At 37.4% G+C, this 24,427-nt stretch carries 34 protein-coding genes and 1 pseudogene; 32 read left to right on the top strand and 3 right to left on the bottom strand.

What is annotated here, in order from left to right:
- Positions 1–168: 168 nt before the first annotated feature.
- The 6 genes from AWH02_RS09605 to AWH02_RS09580 all read left to right on the top strand — a co-directional run bounded on the left by AWH02_RS09605 (position 169) and on the right by AWH02_RS09580 (position 5,823).
- A complete protein-coding gene (locus AWH02_RS09605) occupies positions 169–1,002 on the top strand; it encodes a PRD domain-containing protein (RefSeq protein ID WP_060554315.1) in 834 nt (277 codons plus the stop codon).
- Positions 1,003–1,051: 49 nt separating this feature from the next.
- The gene (locus AWH02_RS09600) at positions 1,052–1,369 is read left to right on the top strand and encodes a PTS lactose/cellobiose transporter subunit IIA (RefSeq protein WP_002894735.1); all 318 of its coding nucleotides are present in this window, start codon (positions 1,052–1,054) and stop codon (positions 1,367–1,369) included.
- On the top strand, positions 1,369–3,075 hold the full coding sequence (locus AWH02_RS09595) for a lactose-specific PTS transporter subunit EIIC (RefSeq protein ID WP_060554314.1): 1,707 nt from the start codon (positions 1,369–1,371) through the stop codon (positions 3,073–3,075). Before AWH02_RS09600 ends, AWH02_RS09595 begins: the two co-directional genes overlap by 1 nt.
- Before the next feature lie 83 nt (positions 3,076–3,158).
- On the top strand, positions 3,159–4,565 hold the full coding sequence (gene lacG, locus AWH02_RS09590) for a 6-phospho-beta-galactosidase (protein WP_002899825.1): 1,407 nt from the start codon (positions 3,159–3,161) through the stop codon (positions 4,563–4,565).
- Between the two features lie 57 nt (positions 4,566–4,622).
- Positions 4,623–4,901: a DUF3884 family protein gene (locus AWH02_RS09585; RefSeq protein WP_045635125.1), complete on the top strand. Its 279-nt coding sequence runs from the start codon at positions 4,623–4,625 to the stop codon at positions 4,899–4,901.
- A 19-nt stretch (positions 4,902–4,920) separates the two neighbouring features.
- Positions 4,921–5,823, top strand: coding sequence for an aldose 1-epimerase family protein (locus AWH02_RS09580; RefSeq protein ID WP_060554320.1), 903 nt, complete (start codon positions 4,921–4,923; stop codon positions 5,821–5,823).
- Between the two features lie 426 nt (positions 5,824–6,249).
- Here AWH02_RS09580 and AWH02_RS09575 read toward each other — a convergent pair whose 3' ends face one another.
- The 3 genes from AWH02_RS09575 to AWH02_RS09565 form a co-directional block, all read right to left on the bottom strand.
- Positions 6,250–7,446 carry a ferredoxin reductase family protein gene (locus AWH02_RS09575; protein WP_060554313.1) on the bottom strand — a complete coding sequence of 399 codons (1,197 nt, stop codon included), beginning with the start codon at positions 7,444–7,446 and terminating at the stop codon, positions 6,250–6,252.
- A 163-nt stretch (positions 7,447–7,609) separates the two neighbouring features.
- Positions 7,610–8,824, bottom strand: a complete 1,215-nt coding sequence (locus AWH02_RS09570; RefSeq protein WP_060554312.1) for a DUF2974 domain-containing protein — start codon at positions 8,822–8,824, stop codon at positions 7,610–7,612.
- Between the two features lie 123 nt (positions 8,825–8,947).
- The gene (locus tag AWH02_RS09565) at positions 8,948–10,207 is read right to left on the bottom strand and encodes an NRAMP family divalent metal transporter (RefSeq protein ID WP_060554311.1); all 1,260 of its coding nucleotides are present in this window, start codon (positions 10,205–10,207) and stop codon (positions 8,948–8,950) included.
- Between the two features lie 209 nt (positions 10,208–10,416).
- Between AWH02_RS09565 and AWH02_RS09560 the strand changes: the two genes are divergently transcribed.
- The 26 genes and pseudogenes from AWH02_RS09560 (at position 10,417) to AWH02_RS11225 (ending at position 23,854) form a co-directional block, all read left to right on the top strand.
- Positions 10,417–11,103: a response regulator transcription factor gene (locus AWH02_RS09560; protein ID WP_008809440.1), complete on the top strand. Its 687-nt coding sequence runs from the start codon at positions 10,417–10,419 to the stop codon at positions 11,101–11,103.
- Positions 11,087–12,067 carry a sensor histidine kinase gene (locus tag AWH02_RS09555; protein WP_060554310.1) on the top strand — a complete coding sequence of 327 codons (981 nt, stop codon included), beginning with the start codon at positions 11,087–11,089 and terminating at the stop codon, positions 12,065–12,067. The genes AWH02_RS09560 and AWH02_RS09555 overlap by 17 nt, the downstream gene beginning before the upstream one ends.
- Before the next feature lie 45 nt (positions 12,068–12,112).
- Positions 12,113–12,670 carry a hypothetical protein gene (locus AWH02_RS09550; protein ID WP_060554309.1) on the top strand — a complete coding sequence of 186 codons (558 nt, stop codon included), beginning with the start codon at positions 12,113–12,115 and terminating at the stop codon, positions 12,668–12,670.
- A gap of 24 nt (positions 12,671–12,694) precedes the next feature.
- Positions 12,695–13,339: a DUF6572 domain-containing protein gene (locus tag AWH02_RS09545; protein WP_060554308.1), complete on the top strand. Its 645-nt coding sequence runs from the start codon at positions 12,695–12,697 to the stop codon at positions 13,337–13,339.
- Positions 13,340–13,564: 225 nt separating this feature from the next.
- Positions 13,565–14,242 carry a hypothetical protein gene (locus AWH02_RS09540; RefSeq protein WP_060554307.1) on the top strand — a complete coding sequence of 226 codons (678 nt, stop codon included), beginning with the start codon at positions 13,565–13,567 and terminating at the stop codon, positions 14,240–14,242.
- A gap of 20 nt (positions 14,243–14,262) precedes the next feature.
- Positions 14,263–14,451 carry an Imm59 family immunity protein gene (locus AWH02_RS10955; protein WP_223358745.1) on the top strand — a complete coding sequence of 63 codons (189 nt, stop codon included), beginning with the start codon at positions 14,263–14,265 and terminating at the stop codon, positions 14,449–14,451.
- Between the two features lie 52 nt (positions 14,452–14,503).
- Positions 14,504–14,974: an SMI1/KNR4 family protein gene (locus tag AWH02_RS09535; protein WP_060554306.1), complete on the top strand. Its 471-nt coding sequence runs from the start codon at positions 14,504–14,506 to the stop codon at positions 14,972–14,974.
- Positions 14,971–15,477, top strand: coding sequence for a DUF6985 domain-containing protein (locus AWH02_RS09530; RefSeq protein ID WP_223358747.1), 507 nt, complete (start codon positions 14,971–14,973; stop codon positions 15,475–15,477). The genes AWH02_RS09535 and AWH02_RS09530 overlap by 4 nt, the downstream gene beginning before the upstream one ends.
- Before the next feature lie 51 nt (positions 15,478–15,528).
- Positions 15,529–15,609 (top strand): annotated as a pseudogene (locus AWH02_RS11350) (PoNe immunity protein domain-containing protein); the annotation flags it as partial.
- Positions 15,610–15,663: 54 nt separating this feature from the next.
- Positions 15,664–15,933, top strand: a complete 270-nt coding sequence (locus tag AWH02_RS11235) for a hypothetical protein (RefSeq protein ID WP_223358749.1) — start codon at positions 15,664–15,666, stop codon at positions 15,931–15,933.
- Between the two features lie 36 nt (positions 15,934–15,969).
- Positions 15,970–16,134, top strand: coding sequence for a hypothetical protein (locus tag AWH02_RS11230; protein WP_223358751.1), 165 nt, complete (start codon positions 15,970–15,972; stop codon positions 16,132–16,134).
- Between the two features lie 107 nt (positions 16,135–16,241).
- On the top strand, positions 16,242–16,643 hold the full coding sequence (locus AWH02_RS09520) for a hypothetical protein (protein ID WP_060554304.1): 402 nt from the start codon (positions 16,242–16,244) through the stop codon (positions 16,641–16,643).
- 13 nt (positions 16,644–16,656) lie between these two features.
- The gene (locus AWH02_RS09515) at positions 16,657–17,103 is read left to right on the top strand and encodes a hypothetical protein (RefSeq protein ID WP_060554303.1); all 447 of its coding nucleotides are present in this window, start codon (positions 16,657–16,659) and stop codon (positions 17,101–17,103) included.
- A gap of 189 nt (positions 17,104–17,292) precedes the next feature.
- Positions 17,293–17,763 carry a hypothetical protein gene (locus tag AWH02_RS09510; RefSeq protein ID WP_060554302.1) on the top strand — a complete coding sequence of 157 codons (471 nt, stop codon included), beginning with the start codon at positions 17,293–17,295 and terminating at the stop codon, positions 17,761–17,763.
- 9 nt (positions 17,764–17,772) lie between these two features.
- Positions 17,773–18,162: an Imm48 family immunity protein gene (gene imm48 / locus AWH02_RS09505; protein WP_060554301.1), complete on the top strand. Its 390-nt coding sequence runs from the start codon at positions 17,773–17,775 to the stop codon at positions 18,160–18,162.
- Positions 18,163–18,197: 35 nt separating this feature from the next.
- Positions 18,198–18,659, top strand: coding sequence for a hypothetical protein (locus AWH02_RS09500; RefSeq protein ID WP_223358753.1), 462 nt, complete (start codon positions 18,198–18,200; stop codon positions 18,657–18,659).
- Between the two features lie 15 nt (positions 18,660–18,674).
- Positions 18,675–19,340 (top strand): PoNe immunity protein domain-containing protein, encoded by a 666-nt coding sequence (locus AWH02_RS09495; protein WP_060954929.1) that lies wholly within the window; start codon positions 18,675–18,677, stop codon positions 19,338–19,340.
- Between the two features lie 137 nt (positions 19,341–19,477).
- A complete protein-coding gene (locus AWH02_RS09490) occupies positions 19,478–19,933 on the top strand; it encodes an SMI1/KNR4 family protein (RefSeq protein WP_060554319.1) in 456 nt (151 codons plus the stop codon).
- A 27-nt stretch (positions 19,934–19,960) separates the two neighbouring features.
- Entirely contained in the window at positions 19,961–20,440 is a 480-nt protein-coding gene (locus AWH02_RS09485; RefSeq protein WP_060554299.1) for an Imm6 family immunity protein, read from the top strand.
- 32 nt (positions 20,441–20,472) lie between these two features.
- Entirely contained in the window at positions 20,473–21,138 is a 666-nt protein-coding gene (locus AWH02_RS09480; RefSeq protein WP_060954928.1) for a PoNe immunity protein domain-containing protein, read from the top strand.
- Positions 21,139–21,182: 44 nt separating this feature from the next.
- Positions 21,183–21,569 carry an immunity 22 family protein gene (locus AWH02_RS09475; RefSeq protein ID WP_060554298.1) on the top strand — a complete coding sequence of 129 codons (387 nt, stop codon included), beginning with the start codon at positions 21,183–21,185 and terminating at the stop codon, positions 21,567–21,569.
- A 39-nt stretch (positions 21,570–21,608) separates the two neighbouring features.
- Positions 21,609–22,106, top strand: a complete 498-nt coding sequence (locus AWH02_RS09470; protein ID WP_060554297.1) for an Imm6 family immunity protein — start codon at positions 21,609–21,611, stop codon at positions 22,104–22,106.
- A gap of 73 nt (positions 22,107–22,179) precedes the next feature.
- Positions 22,180–22,656 (top strand): Imm6 family immunity protein, encoded by a 477-nt coding sequence (locus AWH02_RS09465; RefSeq protein ID WP_060554296.1) that lies wholly within the window; start codon positions 22,180–22,182, stop codon positions 22,654–22,656.
- Complete coding sequence (locus tag AWH02_RS09460; protein WP_060554295.1) at positions 22,653–23,099, top strand: hypothetical protein; 447 nt, start codon at positions 22,653–22,655, stop codon at positions 23,097–23,099. Before AWH02_RS09465 ends, AWH02_RS09460 begins: the two co-directional genes overlap by 4 nt.
- Before the next feature lie 9 nt (positions 23,100–23,108).
- A complete protein-coding gene (locus AWH02_RS09455; protein WP_060554294.1) occupies positions 23,109–23,570 on the top strand; it encodes an SMI1/KNR4 family protein in 462 nt (153 codons plus the stop codon).
- Between the two features lie 59 nt (positions 23,571–23,629).
- Complete coding sequence (locus tag AWH02_RS11225) at positions 23,630–23,854, top strand: hypothetical protein (RefSeq protein WP_060554293.1); 225 nt, start codon at positions 23,630–23,632, stop codon at positions 23,852–23,854.
- Positions 23,855–24,427 lie beyond the last annotated feature (573 nt).

Genomic DNA, 24,427 nt, shown 5'->3' with positions numbered 1-24,427 from the left:
GTTTACATTCTGAGACTGATATGCTATAATGAAGTCAGAAATTGAATAGGGTGAGCGTTACTAAGCTGGATTAGGCGTGACCACAAATAAATTGAGGGAAGATATAGCCTTAGTTTGTTTGTGGTCTTTTTGTTTTGCCAGAACCCTAGAAAATGAAGAGGAGGAGATATGTATCGAATCATACATCCTATGAACAACAATGTTGCTCTAGCCAAACATGAAAATGGTGAAGAGGTTGTTCTGATTGGCAGTGGCATAGCTTTTAATAAAAAGAAGGGTGATATCGTTCTTGAAAGTAAGATTGAGAAAATCTTTCGCCTAAGAACGGAAGAGTCTAAAGAAAACTTTGTGGCCTTGCTCAAAGACGTTCCGCTAGACTTTATCACAGTGACTTATGATGTGATTGACACCCTTTCTAAGAAGTATGATTACCCTGTCCAGGAGTATATCTATGTCACGCTGACGGATCACATCTACTGTTCTTATCAGGCTGTGCAGCAGGGGCGGTACAAGGAGAGTGACCTGCCGGATGCTTCGGATAAATACCCTGTTCCTTATCAGATTGCTCAGGAAGCCTTAGCGATATACCGCGAGAGGTTGTTGGATAATTTCCCTAGCGACGAGGTCAATCGCATTGCTTATCACTTTATCAATGCTGAAGGGGAGACCAATCTAGAGGGGCAAAGCCACTTGGGCAGACGAAAAGATATTCTGGCTGCTGTTGAGGCAGAGCTGAAGAAAAATGGCATTAAAAGAAGTGCAGAAAACAGCAACTTTTATGACCGTTTTATGATTCACCTGAACTACTTTTTGGACTATCTGGACAGAAGCCGTGATGACAATGTTTCCCTGCTGGAAATGGAAAGTCAGATTCAAATGACATACCCTCAAGCCTATCAGGTCGGAAGTGATATTTACCAAATCATTGCCCAGAAGACGGGAATTGATCTCTACCGCAGCGAACGGGTCTACCTGGTGTTGCATATTCAACGTCTTTTATAAATAGAAAACAATAATAACATTTTACATAAGAATACAAGGAGGATCTCTCATGAATAGAGAAGAAGTAACATTGCTCGGTTTTGAAATTGTGGCCTACGCTGGTGACGCTCGCTCCAAGCTCCTGGAAGCATTGAAAGCTGCAGAGGCTGGGGATTTTGCTAAGGCAGATGCCTTGGTGGAAGAAGCCAATGGCTGCATTGCTGAAGCTCACCATGCTCAGACCAGTCTCTTGACAAAAGAAGCTGCTGGGGAGGACTTGGCTTACAGTGTGACCATGATGCACGGCCAAGACCATCTAATGACTACCATCTTGCTCAAAGACATGATGCACCATTTGATTGAACTATACAAAAGAGGAGTAAAATAATGAACAAACTCATCGGACTTATTGAGAAAGGGAAGCCTTTCTTTGAGAAGATTTCTCGGAATATCTATCTCCGCGCTATTCGGGATGGCTTTATCGCTGGTATGCCAGTCATCCTCTTCTCATCTATCTTTATCTTGATTGCCTATGTGCCAAATGCATGGGGCTTCCATTGGTCTAAGGACATTGAAACTTTCCTAATGACCCCTTATAGCTATTCGATGGGGATTCTGGCTTTCTTTGTGGGTGGGACCACTGCCAAGGCTCTGACTGACTCTGTCAACCGCGACCTGCCTGCGACAAACCAGATTAACTTCTTGTCTACTATGCTGGCTTCTATGGTCGGCTTCCTCCTCATGGCAGCTGAGCCTGCCAAGGAAGGTGGCTTCCTGACTGCCTTCATGGGAACGAAAGGTCTTTTGACAGCTTTCATCGCTGCCTTTGTGACCGTTAATGTCTACAAGGTTTGTGTGAAAAATAATGTCACCATTCGTATGCCAGAAGAAGTTCCACCAAATATCTCGCAAGTATTTAAAGACTTGATTCCATTTACTGTCTCAGTCGTTTTGCTCTATGGTTTGGAACTGCTTGTTAAAGCAAGTCTGGGAGTGACGGTTGCTGAATCCATCGGAACGCTTCTTGCTCCGCTTTTCTCAGCTGCGGATGGCTATCTGGGAATCACTCTTATCTTTGGTGCTTATGCTTTCTTCTGGTTTGTGGGAATTCACGGTCCGTCTATCGTTGAGCCTGCCATTGCTGCTATTACTTATGCCAATATCGATGCCAACTTAGCTCTGGTACAAGCTGGTCAACATGCGGATAAGGTTATTACTTCTGGTACTCAAATGTTCATCGTTACCATGGGTGGTACTGGTGCTACCTTGATTGTTCCATTCCTCTTCATGTGGATATGTAAGTCTGAGCGCAACCGTGCAATTGGACGGGCATCTGTTGTCCCAACCTTCTTTGGTGTCAATGAGCCCATTCTCTTTGGTGCTCCAATCGTACTGAATCCGATTTTCTTTATTCCATTTATCTTTGCTCCTATCGCAAACGTATGGATTTTCAAATTCTTTGTTGATGCGTTAAACATGAACTCCTTCTCAGCCAACCTTCCTTGGGTGACACCTGGACCTCTGGGAATCGTGTTGGGTACCAACTTCCAACTTCTGTCCTTTGTTCTTGCAGTTCTTCTTGTCGTAGTAGATGTGGTTATTTACTATCCATTTGTCAAGGTTTATGACGAACAAATCCTAGAAGAAGAACGCTCTGGCAAAGCTAACGATGCTCTTAAAGAAAAAGTAGCAGCTAACTTTAACACTGCTAAAGCGGATGCTATTCTTGAAAAAGCAGGAGTGGATGAAGAAGCTCCAGCTCAAAACAATATTAGCGAAGAAACCAATGTTCTGGTGCTCTGTGCAGGTGGTGGTACTAGTGGATTACTGGCCAACGCTTTGAATAAAGCAGCAGCTGAATACAATGTTCCTGTCAAAGCAGCAGCGGGTGGCTACGGTGCTCACCGTGAAATGCTGCCTGAGTTTGATCTCGTTATCCTGGCTCCTCAAGTTGCCTCCAACTTTGAAGACATGAAGGCGGAAACTGATAAATTGGGTATCAAGCTAGCTAAGACCGAAGGTGGCCAATACATCAAGCTCACTCGTGATGGCAAAGGAGCGCTGGCCTTCGTTCAGGAGCAATTTAACAACTAAATCTGTTTATTTGAGATGAAGCAACTTGATAAGCATGTCATCAAGCTTGATTTCATCTCAAATACTATTGAAAGGAAAATAAGATGACAAAAAGCTTACCTAAAGATTTTATTTTCGGTGGTGCAACAGCGGCCTATCAAGCTGAGGGAGCAACCCACACAGATGGAAAAGGACCTGTTGCTTGGGATAAGTACCTGGAGGATAACTACTGGTATACGGCAGAACCTGCCAGCGACTTTTACCACAAATACCCTGTGGATCTGAAATTGGCTGAAGAGTATGGCGTCAATGGTATTCGGATTTCCATTGCCTGGTCACGGATTTTCCCGACGGGCTATGGCGAGGTCAATCCAAAAGGTGTGGAATTTTACCATAATCTTTTCGCAGAATGCCACAAGCGTCATGTAGAACCTTTTGTGACCCTTCACCACTTTGATACACCAGAGGCTCTTCATTCAAATGGCGATTTCCTCAATCGGGAAAATATTGAGCACTTTGTGGACTATGCAGCTTTCTGTTTTGAAGAATTTCCAGAAGTTCGCTATTGGACAACTTTCAATGAAATTGGCCCAATTGGTGATGGTCAGTACTTAGTTGGAAAATTCCCCCCAGGTATTCAGTATGACTTGGCCAAGGTTTTCCAATCTCATCACAACATGATGGTCTCTCATGCCCGTGCCGTTAAGCTCTATAAGGACAAGGGATACAAGGGTGAAATCGGTGTCGTTCATGCACTTCCTACAAAATATCCTTACGATCCAGAAAATCCAGCAGATGTCAGAGCAGCAGAGTTGGAAGATATTATCCATAACAAGTTTATCCTAGATGCGACTTATCTGGGGCACTATTCAGATGTAACTCTAGCAGGAGTAAATCATATCCTTAAGGTCAATGGTGGTCAGCTGGATCTACGAGATGAAGACTTTGCGGCTTTAGAAGCAGCTAAAGACCTCAATGACTTCCTCGGCATCAACTACTATATGAGTGATTGGATGCGCGACTTTGACGGTGAAACAGAAATTATCCATAACGGAAAAGGCGAAAAGGGAAGCTCCAAGTACCAGATTAAGGGTGTAGGGCGCAGAGAATCTCCAACCCATATTCCGAAAACTGATTGGGATTGGATTATCTATCCGCAAGGTCTTTATGATCAGATCATGCGGATTAAGAAAGATTATCCAAACTACAAGAAAATCTATATCACGGAAAATGGTCTGGGTTATAAAGATGAATTTGTGGACAATACAGTTTACGACGATGCTCGGATTGACTATGTTAAGCAGCATCTGGAAGTTTTATCCGATGCGATTGCGGACGGGGCTAATGTCAAGGGCTACTTTATCTGGTCTCTGATGGATGTCTTTTCTTGGTCTAACGGTTATGAAAAACGCTACGGCTTATTCTACGTAGACTTCGAAACACAGGAACGCTATCCGAAGAAATCCGCTCACTGGTATAAGAAACTGGCTGAAACACAAATGATTGAATAGAAAGTAAAGCCGTTAGAGTTGAACTCTTTCGGCTTTTCGAAAAGAGGGAAGCCATGCTTGAAAAAAACAAAGAGTTTACTAAAAGCAGTATCAGGTTCTCTATATAAAAAAGTTTATATTATTAATTTTGAACGATGTTCTCAAGCACCTCGGATTAAAAAAACGGAACTTATTTTTATTGGAGATTGGTTCGTATCAGAAGGTTTAGAAGGGATTTGCTATTCTAAGTTGACTATTGATAGTTTTGAGTACATGTTTCTAAGTTTAGTTGAGGAATCTGACAGAAGTTTGGTTAGTTTTGATATAGATATAATACCCTATGAAAAGGATAAATAGTAAAAAGAGAGGTAAAAATATGGTACTAGAGTTATCAAATGATTTTCTAAAAGTTCAATTTAAGGAAAAGGGTGGAGAATTATCTTCTATAAAAGATAAGGATGGCGTGGAATATTTATGGCAGGGAAATCCTGAATATTGGGGAGGACAGGCTCCTGTCTTGTTTCCTAACTGTGGTAGTGTCCCTGATGATGCTCCTCTCTTTATTATGGGAGATGAAGGAGTTATAGAAGGCCATCTTCCTCGTCATGGTTTAGTTAGAAAGAAAGATTTTGAGCATAAGATAATAAATGACAATCAAATTATGTTTTCAATTGAAAGTAATTCGGAAATGTTAAAACAATATCCTTATCCTTTTCGTTTAAGTATATTTTATACTTTAGATAAATCTAAGATTGAAGTAGAATACTTAGTTGAGAACTTAGGATTAAATCAAGATATGCCTTATTTCATAGGCGCGCACCCGGGTTTTAATTGTCCCTTATTTGAAAATGAACGGTATGAAGATTATTATCTCGAGTTTGAAAACGAAGAAAATTGTAGTATTCCAGCATCATATCCCGAGACGGGATTACTTGACATAAAAAGCCGTTCGCCTTTTTTAAATAAAGAAAAAGTATTAGCTTTAGATTATGATCTATTTTCAAAGGATGCAATTACTTTGGATAAGCTGGTTTCTCGTTCGGTAACATTAAAGTCTAAAAATCATAATAAAGCAGTAAAAATTGATTTCCAAGATTTTCCATTTTTAATTTTGTGGTCTACTGCGAATAAAGGGCCGTTTATTGCAATTGAACCATGGGGCGGCTTATCTACATCAAAAGAAGAATCTGTATTTTTTAATTACAAGGAAAATGTAACTTTTATTGAGCCTGAAATGTCTGATTATAAAACTTATTCCATTGAGATAACAGAAATTTAAACGAATAATGGATAAAAAGTACTTGCTTTATTAGATTAGTAGGTGAAAAATCTGTAAAGGTATCGTTGGGAGGGGGATTGTTATATCGTTTCAAAAGTTACTCCAAGACACTATTTATAATGTATTGTTTACCAAGATAAGCTAGTATATTTATGAATGTAGAGAATCATTGGATGTATCAACGTATTTGATTTGAAAATAAAAATATATTGGGTTGGATAATTTTGCTATTAAAAGCATAGCTGTAAGCAATAAAGATGAGGATTTCATTGTTTCGGATTTACTTGTTATAGGTTATTTAGAGATTGCTGGATATTCTAAATATGTCGTAGACCTCCCAATCTGTATCTTGATTCAGCTCCATCCATTACTAGACAATAAAACATCAGGAGCAACAATAAGGTTGCTCCTGATGTTTTATACTCTTTATTTAAACTTAAAGCCTTCATAGACTAGATCTGCTTTAGGATTGGTCTTTTTAAATTCGCTGGCTAGTTTATCCATCATCTTGACAGGTCCGCACATGAAGACGGTGGTTTGGTTGCCCAGAGGATAATTCTTGAAGTCCAAATAGCCAGAGAACTTACTATCAACCAAATGAAGGTTAAACTGCGGATTCTTAGCCGCGTAGTCTTTGAGTAGGTCTAGGTAAACAGCGTTTTCTGCTCCAGTATAAGCATAGTAGAAGCTGACTGGACGATTCGGATTAGGATTTTCACGGATATAGGAAATGAAGGGCGTAATGCCAATCCCACCAGCAATCCAGATTTGTTTTTCCTGCCCTTGGTCAAGAATCATGTGACCATAAGCTCGGTCAATGGTGACCTTGGTTCCCTCTTGGATCTTGTCATAAATTTTTTTAGTGTGATCGCCAGAGTTCTTAATAGTAAAGTAGACGATATTGTCATGACCACCAGAGATAGAGAAAGGATGTGGCACTTTTTCAAATCCTTCTTGGAAAATCTTGACGAAGGCAAACTGACCGTACTGATAGTCTAGCTTTTGACTGAGTTGGATCTTCAACTCCACGGTATCGTGATTCAGTCGCTTGACCTGAAGAATTTTTCCCAGATGGCGAAAGGCCAAACTTTGATAGAGGAAGATGATGTAAAAGCCAGAAGCTAAACCTATGATCGCGTAGAATCCGACTACGAAGCCCAGCAAGGTCGGCGTTAGGAGTCGAGCTCCCATTAGCATATAAGCGTGGAAGAGACCAAAGATATAGGCCAAATAAACAAAGCGGTGAATCCAGCGCCAAGCCTCATATTTGATGTGCTTGCCAAGATAGGCCACCAGTACAATACTTATAAAAAGATAGATACCAACATTACCAAGCTGGGCTGCCAGATGAGAGCCCCAGAGACTACCACCCATGGCAACATTGTGGAGAGCAAGCAGAACGACGGAAAAGATAGCTGTAAACTTATGATAAGCGTACATCTTTTCAATGCCATGGAACCATTTTTCCAATAGGGCGTTCCGAGTCGCAAGTAAAAAGGTCAGCGAAAGGGTAGTCAAGGCCAGACCGGGTACGATAAAGTTGGTCATTCCAGATGAAGTCCAATCATAGATGGTCAAGAGTATGCTAACAGCGATAAGGGCAATTCCTTTGATAGATTTCATAGTTTGTGTCCTTTCTAAAAATATCACTAATTAGTTGTAATATTTTTTGTTACATTTTAACAAAGAAAAAACAAGCTGTCAAGGACAAACTTGTTTCGTTTTTGGGATGGATAGGTCAAGTCTAATATTAGATAAGATAGAGAGCACTTTTGCGATGTTACTCTTAAACATCTGAGGTGGTGTCTTCCGTTTTGTCAGTATCAGACTGGCCGAAAGGAAGCTGCTTACTCCAGCGTGATAGATTTTCTCGGATATCTTTTCCAATTTCAGAAAGGTTAGGTAGACTAATATCGTCCTTCCAGCTTTGGACTCGCATATCTACTAAAAGACTAGTGAGTCGTGTCAGCATTTCTCTTTCCTCATCCGATAATGCGTTGGCGTTTTTAAAAATCTCTAAAACTTTTCTAACGTTTGAGATCTTAGAGAAATCATCAATAGAAGTGATACCGGCATCTAGTACAAGTCCGAAGAACAAATCAAAGAAATCTTTTAATTCTTCATCAGATGTACTTCTTACCCAATTCTTCAATGTTTTATCCGTCTGAAGACTATCTGGATTTAAGCTGTCTAGGAGGACAAAACTGTCTCCCTCAATCTGCCATGAAAAAGTATCGTGTTGAGCTAGACCTCCTAGGGCAGTGCTTTTGACGATTGCCATCTGTTTAGGAATTTCTAACATCATGCCCACAATAGAACCTTGCGGAATGTAGTGTTGAATTTTATTGGCAATTGCCTTATAACCATCGCTTTCAATGATGGCTTTGTTTAGTCCAGGGGCATCATAACTATAGATCTTTTTAATACGCCCCTGCAAGAGAGGATTAACTTGACTAGCAGCATAAGCAGCCAAGTTCCCTCCTTTAGAGTGCCCAATCAAGATGAAGTCTCCATCGAGCTCTCTGAGAACCTCTTTTAAGTATTTCTTGGCATTTTTTTGGGCTGGAACCCGATCCATATAGGTCATATGGAAGTCTTCTTTCCAACCAATAATAGAGTCGTCGGTCCCTCTGTAGGCTAGGACGTAGGTGGCAGGTTTAGACTGAATACAGTATACTAAGGCAGCAAATTGTTTTTCAATCTCCAAGTCGATGTCGTTTATAAAGCCCATTAGTTTAATATTCTTAAAACGTTTAGTTTGGGAGGCTTTTTCAAGTAGTTTAAGACGATTTCGGGTATGCATCATAGATTGCTCTTGAGGGTAATTTTCTGCAATGTCTTGTAGCCGCTTGCTCTTATCTAGTTCCAGTTCTCTTGTGACGAGTCCGTCAAAAGAAAGGTAGGCTAATTCTGTTAGGATAAGTAGGTCAAGTTCATTAAAGGGACGGTCATAGATACTATCATACTGCGTATCATCTAGGTACTTAAAAATATTTTCCATTTGTCTATCTCCTAGGAATCGATATATAGATAGTATATCATAAGCTAGTACGGTTTGCTGGAAGAAGACAAAAAAGAACAGAGGACAAAAGCTTAACTTTTGAGCCATCTGCTCTTTATTTTATTAGTAGGCTTTACCAATTACTAATGCGTAGATAAAGAAGAAAGCAAAACCAAAGAGGAAAATAAGACCGAGAATAGAGAGTGCTTTCAACCATTTTGCTAGGTTTTTATTTTCACCTGTAACTAGAAGGTAGTTCAGTAGGGCAAAAAATGGAGTAGTTAAGAAGGATGCAATCATAGCAAATCTTAGCATAGGTGCAACGCTTCCTTGGAAGAAATATATGATGATACCACCGATGATAGAAGTAGCAGTCATCCAAATATTCAGCTCTTTTTGTGAGATTTCTTTTTTCTTGAAAAGAAGGCGAAGAGACTCAGCATTGACGCGAGAGTAGCCGTCGATGACTGTGATTACAGTTCCAAATATACAAAGAAAAGCGATAAAGGTAATCAAGAAGCGTGACCAATCCCCAAGAACAGAAGAGTACATTCCCACGAATTGTTGGATGTAGGCTGCTCCAGCTGCTTGGACTTCCTGCCCAGTTGGGTATTGGATTAAAGCGCCTAGGGCGACGAAGAAAACGGCTAAAATAGCAGTCCCGATGAAACCAACGTTGAAGTCAAAGAGACCATCCTTGATAGAGATGTCAACTGTTTTTCCTTTTTCAGCGGTCCAGAGGGAATTGATAGCGGAGATTTCAATTGGAGCTGGCATCCAACCCATAAGAGAGACGATAAATGGTAAAGCAGTCATTTGCCAAGGAGTTTTTTCAACAAAATCCGCCCCGTATTCTGGATGCTCAATGATTGCAACAATGACAGCTAAGACAGTAGCGAGAGTCAAAGCAGACATAATCCATTTGGCCAGCCCGTCAAGGAATTTGTAGCCTCCAAAGAGAAGCATAGCCCAAATGATAACGATCAAAATTAGGGACCATTGGGTGATACTTAGGCCTAGAGCATTAGGAAAGGCACTTGCTACGATAGCAGCACACAAAATCCCAACCGCAGCAGTATTGACTAAGGCAGAGAAAACATTGAGGATAAAGAAAATACCCAAGTAGACCTTTCCTTTTTCAGCGTAGCCTTCTACCAAGTTTTTTCCTGTTTCTAGCGTATACTCAGCGCCAAACCGGAAAAATGGATACTTAAAAAGGTTGGTAAGAATGACGAGCAAGAGAAGGGACCAGCCATACATAGCGCCTGCTTGAGCAGATGAAACGATATGAGAGCCACCAACAGCAGCAGAAGCCATAAGGATCCCTGGCCCTAAGGCTTTTATTTTTGACTGCCAGGTAGATGTTTGAGTTTGTTCAATCATAATAATCTCCTTTTCGTACAAAGAATGAATTTTCAGATAATTCCGAATGTTCTGTTATTCTATCAATTTATAAAGAAAATATCAACAAATTTTCGGAAAATACTTGAAATTTCATGAAAAACGTCTGATTTTTGTCTCATCAAGAGAACTTCTGTGAATTGCTAAAGAATTTGGTATAATAGCTATAAATAATTTTGAGCGAGGCGAAAATGCATAAGATTATGTTAGTAGAGGATGATCCAGTCATCCGTCAAATGATTAAAAAGATGTTGGAACAATGGGGTTATCAAGTTTTTGCGGTTGAAGATTTTATGGAGGTTTTATCTCTTTTTGTTAAGGAGGAACCTCAGCTGGTTTTGATGGACATTGGTTTGCCCCTCTTTAATGGCTACCATTGGTGTCAGGAGATTCGTAAGATTTCAACGGTTCCCATCATGTTTTTGTCCTCACGGGACCAGGCTATGGATATCGTCATGGCTATCAATATGGGTGGTGATGACTACGTGACCAAGCCTTTTGATAACAATGTTTTTCTGGCTAAGGTTCAAGGACTGTTGCGCCGCTCTTATGAGTTTGGTACAGATCAAAATCTCCTAGAACACCGAGGCGTGATTTTAAATCTCAAGTCTATGGACTTGATGTATAATGGTCAGGTCATTACGCTGACTAAGAATGAATTCCAGATTTTACGTGTTTTATTTGAGCGAGCAGGCAGTATAGTTGAGCGGGAAGATTTGATGAAAGAGCTATGGAACAGCGATTTCTTTATTGATGATAATACCCTATCTGTCAATGTTGCTAGACTCCGGAAAAAACTGGAAGAAACAGGTCTCAAGAACTTTATTGAGACAAAAAAAGGGATTGGATACGGTCTGACAAATGGACATACGGAATAAGTTTTTCTTTATCAAATATTATATTTACTCAAGACGCTATTTTTTATTGCAGTTCTTGCTGTTTTTTGGTTTGTTACTATTTTTTAGTTTTATATTTGAAGATAGTCGGGTAGTTCTTCAGTATATTTTTATTCTTTTGCTGGTTTTGGGGATTCTGACTCTTTCTATAGACAGCTTGATAGCCTATAAGAACTATCACAATCAGCTACTTTATGGACAAGAACAGGCTCAAACAGCTGTAGAAGCTCTGCTATTTGATAAGATCCAAAAAATGGAAGCTGAAAAAAAGAGTCAATCAGTCCTAGAACGAGAGCGCTACAACGACTTGATGGACTACTATACCCTCTGGGCCCACCAGATTAAGACGCCAATCGCTGCTGGATCTTTGCTGGTGCAGGACTTGACAGATCCAGATGCCAAGAAGCAACTGGGCCAAGAATTTTTCAAAATCGAATCTTATGTCAACCTAGTTCTTCAATATCTGCGCTTGGAAAGTTTCCATGACGACCTCGTCTTGAAGAAGGAAAATCTGGAAGATTTGGTCAAGGAAGTAGTTAAAAAATATGCTCTTTTCTTTATCCAGAAAGGTTTGACACTGAACCTGCACGATTTGGATCGAACCATTGTGACAGACAAAAAATGGTTTATGATCATCTTGGAGCAGGTCTTATCTAATAGCCTCAAGTATACCAAGGAAGGCGGAATTGAAATCTTCTGCCAAGATGATTTCCTCTATTTGAAAGATACTGGTTTGGGAATTAAGGACAGTGATATTTTACGTGTCTTTGAAAGAGGTTTTTCAGGCTATAATGGTCGCCTTACTCATCAATCATCTGGATTAGGACTCTATTTATCAAAAAAAATATCCGATCAACTGGGTAATTCCTTGTCCTTAGAATCCCAAGTCGGTCAAGGAACAACGGTAAAAATTGGACTAGCTGAAAAACGCTTGGCGATTGATTGAGTATAATCCCTAGTAGAAAGTTCTAACTGAAAGGTAAGTGAAAATGTGAAGTCAATCATTAATTTAGGAATCTGGAACAATAAAAAATACCATTTTGATTGGGAAAATAAGATCCTAATGGAGGAGACTTCTACTCCAAGTAACTGGTATTACGTCTGGGTCCCCATCACTTTATTCCTTATAGATAAAATTTCTGCTCTAATCACTCAAATTGGTTTATTGGAAAATATGTGGATCAGAGTATTTTTGGTCGTTTTCCTGAGTCTACCAGCTTATTTTTCAGCAAAGTTAATAATTGGCTATTATCATTCTAGTCTAAAATTAAAAAAATCAGAGTTAGAAGGTGCTCAAAAAGAAGCATTTATTAAGGGATTAAAAAGACGAAAAGTTTTTTTGCAACTTATACTATCTTTTTTCATCATCACAACTCCATTTTCCGTAGCTTTATTTATTATAGAGAAAGAAGTCAAGGCAGTGATCTTTTGCTTCCTCTGTCTATTAGTAATCTTCATGTTCAGATTTGACTATCAATTTAGAAAATGGCCAGCGATCATGCAATTACTTGTGGGAGAAAAGAAGGCTAGTGAGAGAAACGTTTCATAAGAGAAAGAACTGGGGAGTGGTAGTATGAGTCAAATAAAAGGAAATGGGTTTATTATAACTGAAGAAAATGGTTGTTATACAATGTCCTGGATGACAGGGGGACTTCAAGAAAGAGAAGTTACTTATCCAGTTAGTAAAGAATTAGTAGACAAGGCTTTGAGATCCGAACAAGATGCTTATGAGGTGGAACTATTCTTAGAAACTGGAGAATGGGTGACTAAGGAAAGTAAGGAAATCGCTAGACAAAATTATTTTAGATCAACACCTACTCGTATTCTAGTAAATCCATCATCAGTGAAACGGCTGTTTTCTAATCAAGAATTTGAAGAACTGTTACATAAAGCTATCTCTTCAGAACTCAAGCCAACTGAACTTGATGCTATTGGCACCGTTGATAATCATTTGGAGCTTCTCTTAGCGGACCCAGTTGGCTGGGAGGAGGAGATAGAAGCAGTCCATCTGGAAATTCTGCAAGAAAAAATTAACAATTACATTCACTTCCTCGAAAGCAAGCAGTATGTGGCACGATACGGTGATAAGTTTGACAAAAAAGTCATCCATATCACATTCCAGTATTCTCCATCTGATAATGGGTTGGCCTTTCTCGCAGCTGTTCAGAAGGTATTGCAACCAACGGATATGAGCTTAAAGGTAGAATTGCCAGAGTGAGTTGGATAAAAAGTTAGCGAAATTTTTGACCAAATATTGACCAAGTTTATCCTAAATCCTATTAGAATAGGCTTTCTGAGCATATTTTATATTCCTGCAGGGGGCAATAATTCAATCAAAAAAGCACTGAAGGATCAGTGTTTTTTTCTTATCCTAAAATGGAAACCATTTCAGATGAAAATGGAGGTGTGGTATAATAGGACATAAAATATTAAGGAGAAAGAAATGAAAAAAGACTTATTGTGGGTTGTCAGTGTAACGCTAATGCTTTCGACACTTTTTGTCCTGAATGGATGTAGTTTTGGTGGTGAAACCATTCCCAAAAACAGAACAAAGGAACAGTATGAATTTGAAAAAATGTTTGAACCCCTGTTTAAATTTTTAGAACAAGACAAGAAAGATTTTACTGGGCTAAAGTCATACACTAGTAGAGTTTATATAAAAAATCAAGATGAAGTCAAAAAATACGAAGTGGACTTAGATATCACTCAAGCTGATATTAAGGGGAATTACACAATAACAACTAGGGACACTAAAGAGACAGTTCCTGTTACTTATTCTAATGGTAAACTAAATTATGGTTCAGAGATAAATTCTTTATTTGACGAAGAAATTCTTAATTTAGTGGTTTCTAGAGATTATTTCATCTCCTTGGATGTGAAGGAAACTTTTAAGAGTGCGGAAACAGAGCTTCGTGATATTATCTATGAACCAGAAAATCATTCTGACCTCTATAAATATCTTAAAAATAAGTACGATATGCCAGAAGATACGACCTGTCGAATAAGAGTTAGCTATTCTAGTTATACAATCTATGGTGTTACAATTCAGATGAAATCAGAGGAAAAAACAGTTCAAATAAGATCAACTATATTCAAAAATAGCGAGTCAAAAAAACGATAAATTGTCTTGTCATATTTTATTTGCTAAATTGTAGAGATGATAGGTCTTATATTATGGGAAAAACATTTGAATTTACTAATTTTTTGGAAGCAAAAGAGAAATTCTTCAAGCTGTTAGATTTTACAGTTCCTGAAGGACGAAGAGATGTAGCAAACAGCGGAACTTATATGTACCCCTCTCCATTATGGTACAAGGAAGAGACTGATTAATTCTTCAGAGCTAGAAGTATAAAGATTTTAAATAGAGAAAGAAGTAGAAAATATGACTCAGAAAGAACAAGCAATCATCTATCCCTTGCCAACTGATGCGCTATTACAGGAAAGAGAAGTAGCGTGGAGGGTTAAATTACCTGACGATTATAAGGAATTTATAAAGAATGAGAATGGATTGATTCCGTCAAAACGGTATTTTCATTTTGGGAATAATGAGAAAGTAATCGATCGCTTTTTAGCTATACTAGCTATTTCAGGTGAGAAGGCAGAAGAGGATTATGATATCGGAGTTGTGAGTACACAATTGGAAGGTCGCATTGTCTTTGATGAAGATTATGTCGGAATGCAACTAATCCCCATAGCAGCATTATTTGGTGGTGATTTTGTTTGTCTAAATTATACAGAGGATCCCGAAAATCCAAGCATGTGTATCTGGTATCACGAAGAATCATATGACCTGGAACCTGCTATAGAGTTTGTAGCAAATAGCTTTACAGAGTTTTTAGCGATACTATATTGAAAGAAAAAACAGTTGTAAAAACAATGGGAATAAATCATAAGACTTTTGGTAAAATAAAATTTAATTACGGTTGGACAAAAGACATTTCTCTAGAGATTTTCAATAAGCACCATATTTTGGAAACCAATATTGATGCGAATGAAGATGCTGATTTTGAAATTAATCAGGAAAAAGCCTATATATTTTTCGAGAATCACATGGATGAAATAGCAAAAGAGGCAGATGTGGCAATTTTATCATATTACAATCGTGAAATATCAGATATTGTTTCAAGCTACACGAATCATAAAGAAAAACAATATTTTTTAGATATAATTGGTGACAAAGATAAGATTTATTCTTTGTTACAACCAAAGAAAATCATGTTTCCTTTAACTTTTGACGAAAATGTTGAAGAGTTTGGTTTTTTATGTGAGTGTGATTGGGATAAAGAAAATGGCATAGGAATAAAATTTGTCAATGGCGTATTGTCTGAAATTGGTTATCAGGATATACTCCTATAAGTATAAGTTTTCTTCAAATTATTTGTAGTTTTTATATTTATTGATGAAATCTGCAAGATCAAAGGAATATACGACGAGCGCTTGAAAGATCTAGAGTACTTCCCATATGACTTGTTGGTGCAGGGAGAATAGAAAACGAAGCTTTTTATCTGAAAGAATAGCTTGATTTCTAGAAAGGGGATAAAGATGAAGATCCATTCAGAGGTGATAAATGAATTAATAAGTATAGACTTTTTGAAGGAAGAAAGAGAAACAAGTCTACCGATTACTCAGTTAAAGACTGTAAAAGAAGCGGAGAAGAATATTAATAGTTTAAAATGGGAGAATTTTGTCTTAGATAAACGTGGAGATTTTACTGTTTATCTTTTTAAAAATCATAGCGACATGTATAAGCACTGGAATGAACTAGTAGATAGTGCAGAAGAGGAAATCATTCCTGAAATTGAAACGCGTTGAGATAAACTGATTGCGGATAGTAAACTTCTTGCCTCAATGAGGAGTCAGATTGAATTTGATATCATTGGCTTGGCCATCTACTTGACCATCAAAAAAGAGCTTCCCCAAGCTGAGTCAACATTTTATGATGATTTGTATGCTTTATACCAAGCAGGCTACATTCCTTGTGGTTTTGCCAAGGGATGCTATAAGGTTTTATAAGGATAGTTTTTTTCATAGAAGATGAAATGTTCAAGAATGAAATGAATCTTTTGAGAGAAAAAAGATATAAAAGTGAGGATTTTTAGGAATATGTGGAGTCCTTAGAAATGAGCGAACAATACTTACCAATAAGAGATAGTTTAGGTTATCAGAATGTCAAGCAAGCTTTAGAGAAAATTTTTTCGATTGATCTTGATACGATTGCGATTAATGAAGGAGAAGATGAAAATTTTAATTTTCCGTTCGTGTATAACGGTTATCATATGATAATAGGTATTTCATCAACAGGTAAAAATACGCAATTGGAAGCAGGAGAGGGTGGATTATTTAACATTTGGTTTACTCAAACTGATGAAGAGAAATTTTCAGTCACATTTTTATCCAAGCTTATTGATGATAAGAGTATAAGAAGAGTGTATGGTGGTAATAAAGATTCTATTGAACATACTTTGCATATACTGAAAGATTTTCTAAACTCAGACAAAGCGGAAGTTTTATTGAAAATATAAAAGGAATGTAGCAATGACACAATTTGAAGATAATTTTTTGGAAGTTCAGGCTAGTATGATTTCACTAGCTATGGAATATGTCCAAAATCAGGCAGAGAAAATATATATTTATTGCATTTCTGAAGAAGCATTACTTTCCTTTGATGTTTTTTATAAAATTAATGGAATTGTGACAAAAATGTATGCAGTGAATGAAATTATAAATAAAAAAGTAGACACTTCAAAAAATATGATGGTAGCAGTACAACACTTTGGTCTTGAAGATATACAAAAATTGCTTGACGTTTGCCAAGAGTACAATCGTGAACACCCAACTGAAATGTGGTTGATTTATGATGCACAGAAAAACAGCCTTGACAGTCGCTATAGTTATGAAGGACGTTATGACAAGGATGAAGAATTGCTTCCACGACTAGAATTTGAAAAATGGTTTGAGGAAGTGAAAGAAAATCAGCTATAATATTTTTGATATCGGCACTTAATATTCAGTTAAGTGCCTTTTCACAAAGGACTGGGGTACTGGGCGCAAGCCAAGGATGTTGTATCCAAAGCTATGGAACAGCAGATTTCTTATGGACTAACAGCTCAAAAATTTGTTCCTAGAATACCAGGAAAACTGAATCTACCCAAAATAAAATAGAGGTTATTTATGAAAATAAACGATGACGTTATTAAAAGTTTAATCTCGCTTCCTTTTTTAAAGGAAAGCAGAGAAACGATTGTTCCCATCAAACAGATAAAGAAACTTCAGGAAGCAGAAAAGAGTATCAATAGTTTGAAGTGGGAGAATTTTGTGTTAGAGAAAGGTGGTGATTTTAGTGTTTATATTTTTAAAAATCATAGTGATATTCATAAGCACTGGAACTCACTGGGAATTAGCGCAAAAGAGGAAATAATTCCTGAAATTGAAGCACGATTAGATAACCTGATCGGGGAAGGTAAACTAGTAGCATCCATGAAAGATCAGATTAAATTTGATATCATTGGCATAGCTAGGTACTTGACCATCAAAAAAGAGGTTCCCCAAGCTGAGTCAACATTTTATGATGATTTGTATGCTTTATATCAAGCAGGCTACATCCCTTGCGGTTATACCAAGGGGTACTATAAGGTTTTATAAGGAGAAAACATGAAAGAAAACACTGTAAATGAAGCTATCGAAATGGTCGACAAATTTTTAAGTTTGGTCACGATTGATTTGGATGATGATCTTGACAAACAGTTAGTGGCAGCCTATATTTTTGGGATGTTAAACGGAAAAGCTCATGAAGAATCAATACCACCAACCGATGTACAAGCGCTGATGATTCGTATCGGCATTGATAAACTCCGTTATCCAACGGAAACTGCTTATCAGATGACGCAATTTATGATTGATGCAACAGATAGAGAATTTCACCCTACTGTAAATGCTATTATCCACAGGGGGATTGAGGCTTATTATTTATTTGTTAAAAAGAATTATGATGAATTAGTCGCCGATTTTAAATATATTATAGAAACAATTAAACAAGAATAAAGTCATTCTTAAAACAATAAAGTTTATCTCAATTTTTGAATGTAGAAAGAGGGATCATATCAGAGGTTGATGACGGCACTATTGAGCTGATCAGTAATATGCGTAAAGGGAACTACGGCGAGATGAGTACGGACGAAATCTATCGTCAGCTGGGTTATGAGCGCATCAGTTTGGACATGACCACAGAAATCGATGGAGCCACCCATCTGGGAATTGATGGAGTCTACCACAACCCTAATGGTCACCCACCCTATATCATCGCAGAAGCTAAGTATGGTAGTGCTCGCTTAAGTTACTTGAAGAATCCGGAAATCAAGCAGATGAGCCGTGAGTGGATAGGAGATCGCTTAAAAGATGCAGTCGTAGGTAGAAATTTTGAAGAAATTGTGACTGCAATGGACTCTGGAGATGTTGGTTATCAGTTAGTGAAGGTTAGGAAGAATGGCGACATTATGATTAATAATCTCGATAAGAAGGCGAACATTATCCGCCCATAGACAAGGAGTTAATACATGATAAGAGATAGAATCAAAACTGAGGAATACTTCCAAGAGGCATTTGAATGGTATTCTAAATGCTTACAGGAAGATATAGAAGATTATGAAAAGGAAAAACCTAAAGATCTCATGAGTCATTTTAGGTTCATGGTCATTAATTATGAAGATTTATTAAGAGTTGGCTACTCTCTAGGGAAGGATGTTCAGGAGCTCTTTCCATATTACCAAGGGATCCTCTCCAACTTAAAAGAGGCCGCTTCGGAAGGAGTTCCTTTTGACTTGGCGGTTGATATATTTGCATTAGGAGTTCTTTATAGTGATCGTAAGGAAGAGTTTTTGGATGATTTGAAGGCTATTTATGAGCAGATGGACCACACAGATGGCTTGATTGAATACTACATGACCTATCTATTCCATGACAAGATAGTTCCTTTTCATTCGATTCTAGAGTATCAAAATATGATAGAAAATACTTATGAGAGTGTAGCCAAAGCGCAGGGTTTCTGGTATTATAGCCACTCGGATGAACCTTGGTATGGAACACATAAGTATGACAATAGAGGTTATGATGGCTACTGGAGCTTTGACACCGCCGCAACCTGCAAGATCAAAGGAATCTACGACGAACGTTTGAAAGACCTAGAGTACTTTCCATATGACCTTCTAGTCCAAGAAAAGTAGGAAAGCTGGTTTTTCTCCTAGTTTTTATCGAAAATGTCCTTTCCTTTTTGTTACGTTAACAAGGTTATTCTTAGCAGGGACATCTAAACATGGCTGAGAACCTCAAGCAAAGAGGCATTATATCGGAGGTAGATAAAATGGTATTAATTATAGACCCATTTGGGCATACAGAAGATGAAAATATCAAACCTTTAGAAAAACGATTTGATATCAAACTTCCAGTTGACTATAAAGAATTTTTAGTTACACAAAACGGAGGAAGGAATTTATCTTATACATTTGAAAATTCAATTAAGATTCATCAAATTGATGAAGTTATTAATATTGATACTATGTTTGGTATAAATACTGGAATTAAAAATGCAGATATAGAACAGTGGACAGAAGAATATCGTAACTATATTTTTGACCATTCCATTATTATTGGTGATACTATTCAGCACGGATTTCTACTATTTTGGCAAAGTGGTGATGATAACGAAGGTATATACTATTACGATGATACGTATCAATTAGAAGCCTCGAGCGATGAGAATAATGCTTATTTTTTAGCTAAAACATTTTCGGAATTCAAAGAGTTGATACAGAACTAAGAGCAAAGTTGAAAGAAATGCGTACCCATGAATAAATATAATAAAGCACTATTTAAGTTAGGAATAGCTATATGGTTATCCAAATCGATGCAGGGAAGCCAGTTTTATAAGCAGATTGAAGAGATTCTTGAAGTATGCTGGAAATGGCTAGAGAATCATGAAGTGTCTGCAGATGACCTCTATTTCCTTCTCGATGATGGAACTGAATTTGGAGGGGCTTTTATTTATATGCAAGAGGATGATCCAAAATATGAATCAAGGTGGAATTGTATTATTGAAGCAGGTGCTTCCATAGCCTCGTTAGCTTATGAGTGTGAGGGAAAAGACTATAAACCTGCCTTATTGGAAGAGATCGATGCTGAACAAGAAGAATTCTTCAATGAGCAGTTGCGAACTATTATTGGAAATCAAATCCAGTCCCTAGATAACTTTAAAAACTACCTATCAGTTGATAAGGAAAAGAACAAAGAAAAGATAATAGAGAAACTATCAGAGATATTAGATTAGTAGTGATGTTGAGCAAAGTCAGGAGTTACCTTATGTTAAGAGATAAACATAAAAATCAAGAGTATTTTGAAAGACGCGTTACTCGTTTACAAAACCGTTTAAGAGAAGATATCGAGATGACGGATGAAATTGCGGAGAAGTATTTGTTGTTCCATTATCAAGATTTGGTTTTGAATAATGAAGAACTAGTGAAACTTTCCTATTCTATAGGGGCTTCGAAAGAGGAGATTTTTCCCTATTATCAAGGGATTCTGTCTTATCTCAAACTCATTGCCTCAGAGGGAGTTCCATTTGACTTGGCAGTTAACATCTTTTCCTTGGGAGTTCTCTATAGTGAGCTCAAGGAAGAGTTTCTGGATGATTTAAAGGCTATTTATGAGCATATGGACCACACAGATGGCTTGATTGAATACTACATGGTTTATCTATTCCATGATAAGATAGTCCCTTTCCATTCGATTCTAGAGTATCAAAATATGATTGAGGACAACTATGAGAGTGTAGCCAAGGCGCAGGGTTTCTGGTATTATAGCCACTCGGATGAACCTTGGTATGGAACACATAAGTATGACAATAGAGGTTATGATGGCTACTGGAGTTTTGACACCGCTGCTACTTGTAAGATCAAAGGAATCTTTGATGAACGCTTAAAGGAGTTGGAGTACTTTCCATATGACCTTCTAGTCCAAGAAAACTAATCATGGATTTGAAATATAGGTTGATTAATCGAAAGGGGAAATGAATGGAAACAGAAAATACAGCGTCCATTTGGATTGGAAATTTTGCTGATAAATCTCAATTAGACCATTATTTCCAGATACGCTATGATGAGGATGGAGAGGCAGTTCCGTCTCAATTCTTAATAGAGAATGGCATTGATTTGGATGATATTGATGACGATTGGCTAGAAGCTCAGGTTGATGATAGGAATCACTCAAACCTCGAACAGATGTTGAAAGGTGCATCTTATGAACAGACTATTCTTCGAAATTTAAAAGAGGAAGGAATCAAAACGGTTATTCCTCCAAGCAACACCATCATTTTGCTTTACAATTATCATTATAGTGCTAATGTACTAGCAAGGGAAAATACAAGATTTATCGGAACTGTTAGCTATAAAGAGGCGTAGTTTATTTATTGTAAGATAGTGAAATAAAAGGAAAAACAAATGAAATGTAATGCTAGCTTATTATACTTCCTTCAAGAATTGACCTTTAATCTAGTCGATTTAATTAGTCATAAAGAATACAAGGACTTCGTTATGGATTCCTTGAAGCTTGCTAATCAAGCGCTTGACCAGGATAGTAAGATTTGTCCAGATATTTTGTATAGTCGATTGGAGAATGTGGATGAAAAGGATATCTTAACATTTATGGAGCTGGATAAGGAGACCAATCCTCTTGTATGGAGCTGTATTGCCAATTATTTTGTCTTGGTTTGCTATCATTCGTATCAGCATTCTGGAGAAAAGTACCTACCCCAAACAATTGAATGTGTTGATGAGGAAACGCTAGAAGCTTTTGTTTCGAGTTACCAGCAACTGATAGCTGAAAATAACAAATTATTGGACCAAATACCAGCACTAAATCTTGGACAGCTTTCGAATGATCCTCTGGTTAACAATTACTTTGGTGATTTGCTTCAAGAAATCAAGTTGAAACAATGATTCAGCAGTCTTAAATTGACGACAGGACTTTCTAAAACCAACTCGTCCAGATAGTACTAGACAAGGAGAGAATATGTTTGAAAGCTATTTTATGCTTACTTTTTCTGAAGAAATTGCTCATCAGTTGAGCTCGCCCTATAACTCTCATATTCAGACGGCCTTGGATGCTTGCTGGAGTTTTTGGGAAAAGAGAGATAAAAGTGGAGATGAGCTCTATGCTCTATTAGATGATGGTACGGATTTTGGTGGACTTTTTATCTATATGCAATTAGATGACAATGAGGTGCATGTGGCATCATGGGATAATATCAGTTATGCGATAGCTACCACTGCAAAAGAAGCTTATTCATATGAAAATAAGAAAGAGCTTCCGTCTCCTTTGGAAAATATTGACGGTTCTTTGATAGAGATTTTCATTGAGAATTTAAAAGAAATCAATAGTAATTTTTATGAGCACGTACAGGATGTTAAAGACTTCCTTGCGCGTGATCAATTGCCCTCGAAGGAAGAGGCCATAAAAGAATTAGAGAGAATAGGATTGTTGCTATGAAAAATTTTGAAGATAAATTTATGGAAGTTCAGGCTAGCATGATTTCGTTAGCACTAGAATATGTCCAAAATCAGTCTGAAAAAGTATACATTTATTGCATTTCTGAAGAAGCATTACTTTCTTTTGATGTTTTTTATAAAATTAATGGAGTTTTTGTCAAATTACACAAGGTTAACAGTGTTTTAGATACTAAAGTAGACGATTCTGATAATATGATGTTTTCAGTATTACGATATGGTCTTGAAGATATACAGAAAATGCTTGATGTTTGCCAAGAATACAATCGTGAACATCCAACTGAAATGTGGTTGATTTACGATGCACAGAAAAACAGCCTTGATAGTCGCTATAGTTATGAAGGGCGTTATGACAAGGATGAAGAATTGCTTCCACGTCTAGAGTTTGAAAAATGGTTTGAGGAAGTAAAAGGCGAGGAACTGTAGGAGAAGAATATGACACAACAAGATCAATCGATTATCTACCCCTTGCCAACTGATGCGTTATTACAGGAAAGAGAAGTAGCGTGGAAAGTTCGACTACCTGATGATTATAAGAATTTTATAAAGAGAAAAAATGGTTTTCGTCCTTCTAAAAATACAAATAGGTCCTTTTTGATCGAGAGATTCTTGTGTGTATTAGAAAATACAAAAGACAATCCACTTGGCATGTATGACATTGATGTTGTAATGTCCCAACTGGATGAACGTTTGTTTGTCCATGAAGATATTTTGGGGTTTGAGTTGGTCCCCATAGCAGCATTGTTTGGCGGTGACTTTATTTGTCTAAACTATATTGAGAATCCCGAAAATCCAAGCATTTGTATCTGGTACCACGAGGAATCCTACGAACTGGAGCCTGCTATAGAGTTTGTAGCTAATAACTTTACAGAATTTTTAGCTATGTTACAGGATTAGCGGTGTGATGCATATTTATTTAGCAAGAATACGAAGAAATAATTAAAAGACTGATTAACTTGGAATATCCGAGCCAGAAACGATATCCTGGGGTCATTCAGGATATTTACAAGCTGGCTGAACGCATAGGACAAGGGGAAACGATGGATGAAGTCAGCTTTTTTGGTTTAGCAAGAAGATTTGTAGATGAGACCATGGATTATAAAAGCGAAATTTTAGTTTTTTTAAAACAATTGGAGAAAGAACTGAAAAAAGAAAATGAAAGAAAAGAGAAAGCATTATAAAGAACTAGTTCATCTAGGAGAATTTAAGAACAAATTAGTCTATTATGACTTAAAGACAAAGAAATTGTTTTTTTCGATTCCAGAAAGAACTTCTAAGAGTCAACAGTACGTTATTCTTTCCCTGATATTACTAGTTCTTCCATTTATTAGATTCCTGAATGGTCTGATAATTTTTAGTATAGCTGAGCACAAGTATCTTTATTTAATTTTATTCTCTTGTCTTTCCTTATTTATCGGAAAATTGCTAGATGTCCATTTTAAGAAAGATTTGGATTTATATCCGGCTCTATTTACTGATTTGGAGTATTTAGAATTCCTAGAGGTAGTAAAGAAAAGTGGAGCTGTTGTTTCTTCCGTAATTCGTGGTAGCTTTATTAGTTTGTTAGTATCTTTAGTCGTCTTCCTGTTATATCCTAGTTTTTTGCCATTATTTTTCCACTCGATGCTTTTGTTTATTCTCTATTTGTGTTTAGCCAATAATTTGCACAAGCGAAAGAGGGTAATGGGGAGCTTGATAAGAAATGTGCGCACCAACTAGATCTTTTTTGCCTATGATAAAGAAGAATTAAAAAA

Origin of the sequence: Streptococcus gordonii, assembly GCF_001553855.1 — a bacterium.
GTDB classification, from domain to species: domain Bacteria; phylum Bacillota; class Bacilli; order Lactobacillales; family Streptococcaceae; genus Streptococcus; species Streptococcus gordonii.
The sequence above is the reverse complement of the archived record's forward strand: the minus strand, read 5'-3'. Positions and strand labels throughout refer to the sequence as shown.

Bases quoted from the DNA above. Each gene is read 5' to 3' on its own strand.
- AWH02_RS09605 (WP_060554315.1), top strand. From the start codon at position 169: ATGTATCGAATCATACATCCTATGAACAACAATGTTGCTCTAGCCAAA.
- AWH02_RS09600 (WP_002894735.1), top strand. From the start codon at position 1,052: ATGAATAGAGAAGAAGTAACATTGCTCGGTTTTGAAATTGTGGCCTAC.
- AWH02_RS09595 (WP_060554314.1), top strand. From the start codon at position 1,369: ATGAACAAACTCATCGGACTTATTGAGAAAGGGAAGCCTTTCTTTGAG.
- lacG (WP_002899825.1), top strand. From the start codon at position 3,159: ATGACAAAAAGCTTACCTAAAGATTTTATTTTCGGTGGTGCAACAGCG.
- AWH02_RS09580 (WP_060554320.1), top strand. From the start codon at position 4,921: ATGGTACTAGAGTTATCAAATGATTTTCTAAAAGTTCAATTTAAGGAA.
- AWH02_RS09575 (WP_060554313.1), bottom strand. From the start codon at position 7,446: ATGAAATCTATCAAAGGAATTGCCCTTATCGCTGTTAGCATACTCTTG.
- AWH02_RS09570 (WP_060554312.1), bottom strand. From the start codon at position 8,824: ATGGAAAATATTTTTAAGTACCTAGATGATACGCAGTATGATAGTATC.
- AWH02_RS09565 (WP_060554311.1), bottom strand. From the start codon at position 10,207: ATGATTGAACAAACTCAAACATCTACCTGGCAGTCAAAAATAAAAGCC.
- AWH02_RS09560 (WP_008809440.1), top strand. From the start codon at position 10,417: ATGCATAAGATTATGTTAGTAGAGGATGATCCAGTCATCCGTCAAATG.
- AWH02_RS09555 (WP_060554310.1), top strand. From the start codon at position 11,087: ATGGACATACGGAATAAGTTTTTCTTTATCAAATATTATATTTACTCA.
- AWH02_RS09545 (WP_060554308.1), top strand. From the start codon at position 12,695: ATGAGTCAAATAAAAGGAAATGGGTTTATTATAACTGAAGAAAATGGT.
- AWH02_RS09540 (WP_060554307.1), top strand. From the start codon at position 13,565: ATGAAAAAAGACTTATTGTGGGTTGTCAGTGTAACGCTAATGCTTTCG.
- AWH02_RS09535 (WP_060554306.1), top strand. From the start codon at position 14,504: ATGACTCAGAAAGAACAAGCAATCATCTATCCCTTGCCAACTGATGCG.
- AWH02_RS11235 (WP_223358749.1), top strand. From the start codon at position 15,664: ATGAAGATCCATTCAGAGGTGATAAATGAATTAATAAGTATAGACTTT.
- AWH02_RS11230 (WP_223358751.1), top strand. From the start codon at position 15,970: ATGAGGAGTCAGATTGAATTTGATATCATTGGCTTGGCCATCTACTTG.
- AWH02_RS09520 (WP_060554304.1), top strand. From the start codon at position 16,242: ATGAGCGAACAATACTTACCAATAAGAGATAGTTTAGGTTATCAGAAT.
- AWH02_RS09515 (WP_060554303.1), top strand. From the start codon at position 16,657: ATGACACAATTTGAAGATAATTTTTTGGAAGTTCAGGCTAGTATGATT.
- AWH02_RS09510 (WP_060554302.1), top strand. From the start codon at position 17,293: ATGAAAATAAACGATGACGTTATTAAAAGTTTAATCTCGCTTCCTTTT.
- imm48 (WP_060554301.1), top strand. From the start codon at position 17,773: ATGAAAGAAAACACTGTAAATGAAGCTATCGAAATGGTCGACAAATTT.
- AWH02_RS09495 (WP_060954929.1), top strand. From the start codon at position 18,675: ATGATAAGAGATAGAATCAAAACTGAGGAATACTTCCAAGAGGCATTT.
- AWH02_RS09490 (WP_060554319.1), top strand. From the start codon at position 19,478: ATGGTATTAATTATAGACCCATTTGGGCATACAGAAGATGAAAATATC.
- AWH02_RS09485 (WP_060554299.1), top strand. From the start codon at position 19,961: ATGAATAAATATAATAAAGCACTATTTAAGTTAGGAATAGCTATATGG.
- AWH02_RS09480 (WP_060954928.1), top strand. From the start codon at position 20,473: ATGTTAAGAGATAAACATAAAAATCAAGAGTATTTTGAAAGACGCGTT.
- AWH02_RS09475 (WP_060554298.1), top strand. From the start codon at position 21,183: ATGGAAACAGAAAATACAGCGTCCATTTGGATTGGAAATTTTGCTGAT.
- AWH02_RS09470 (WP_060554297.1), top strand. From the start codon at position 21,609: ATGAAATGTAATGCTAGCTTATTATACTTCCTTCAAGAATTGACCTTT.
- AWH02_RS09465 (WP_060554296.1), top strand. From the start codon at position 22,180: ATGTTTGAAAGCTATTTTATGCTTACTTTTTCTGAAGAAATTGCTCAT.
- AWH02_RS09460 (WP_060554295.1), top strand. From the start codon at position 22,653: ATGAAAAATTTTGAAGATAAATTTATGGAAGTTCAGGCTAGCATGATT.
- AWH02_RS09455 (WP_060554294.1), top strand. From the start codon at position 23,109: ATGACACAACAAGATCAATCGATTATCTACCCCTTGCCAACTGATGCG.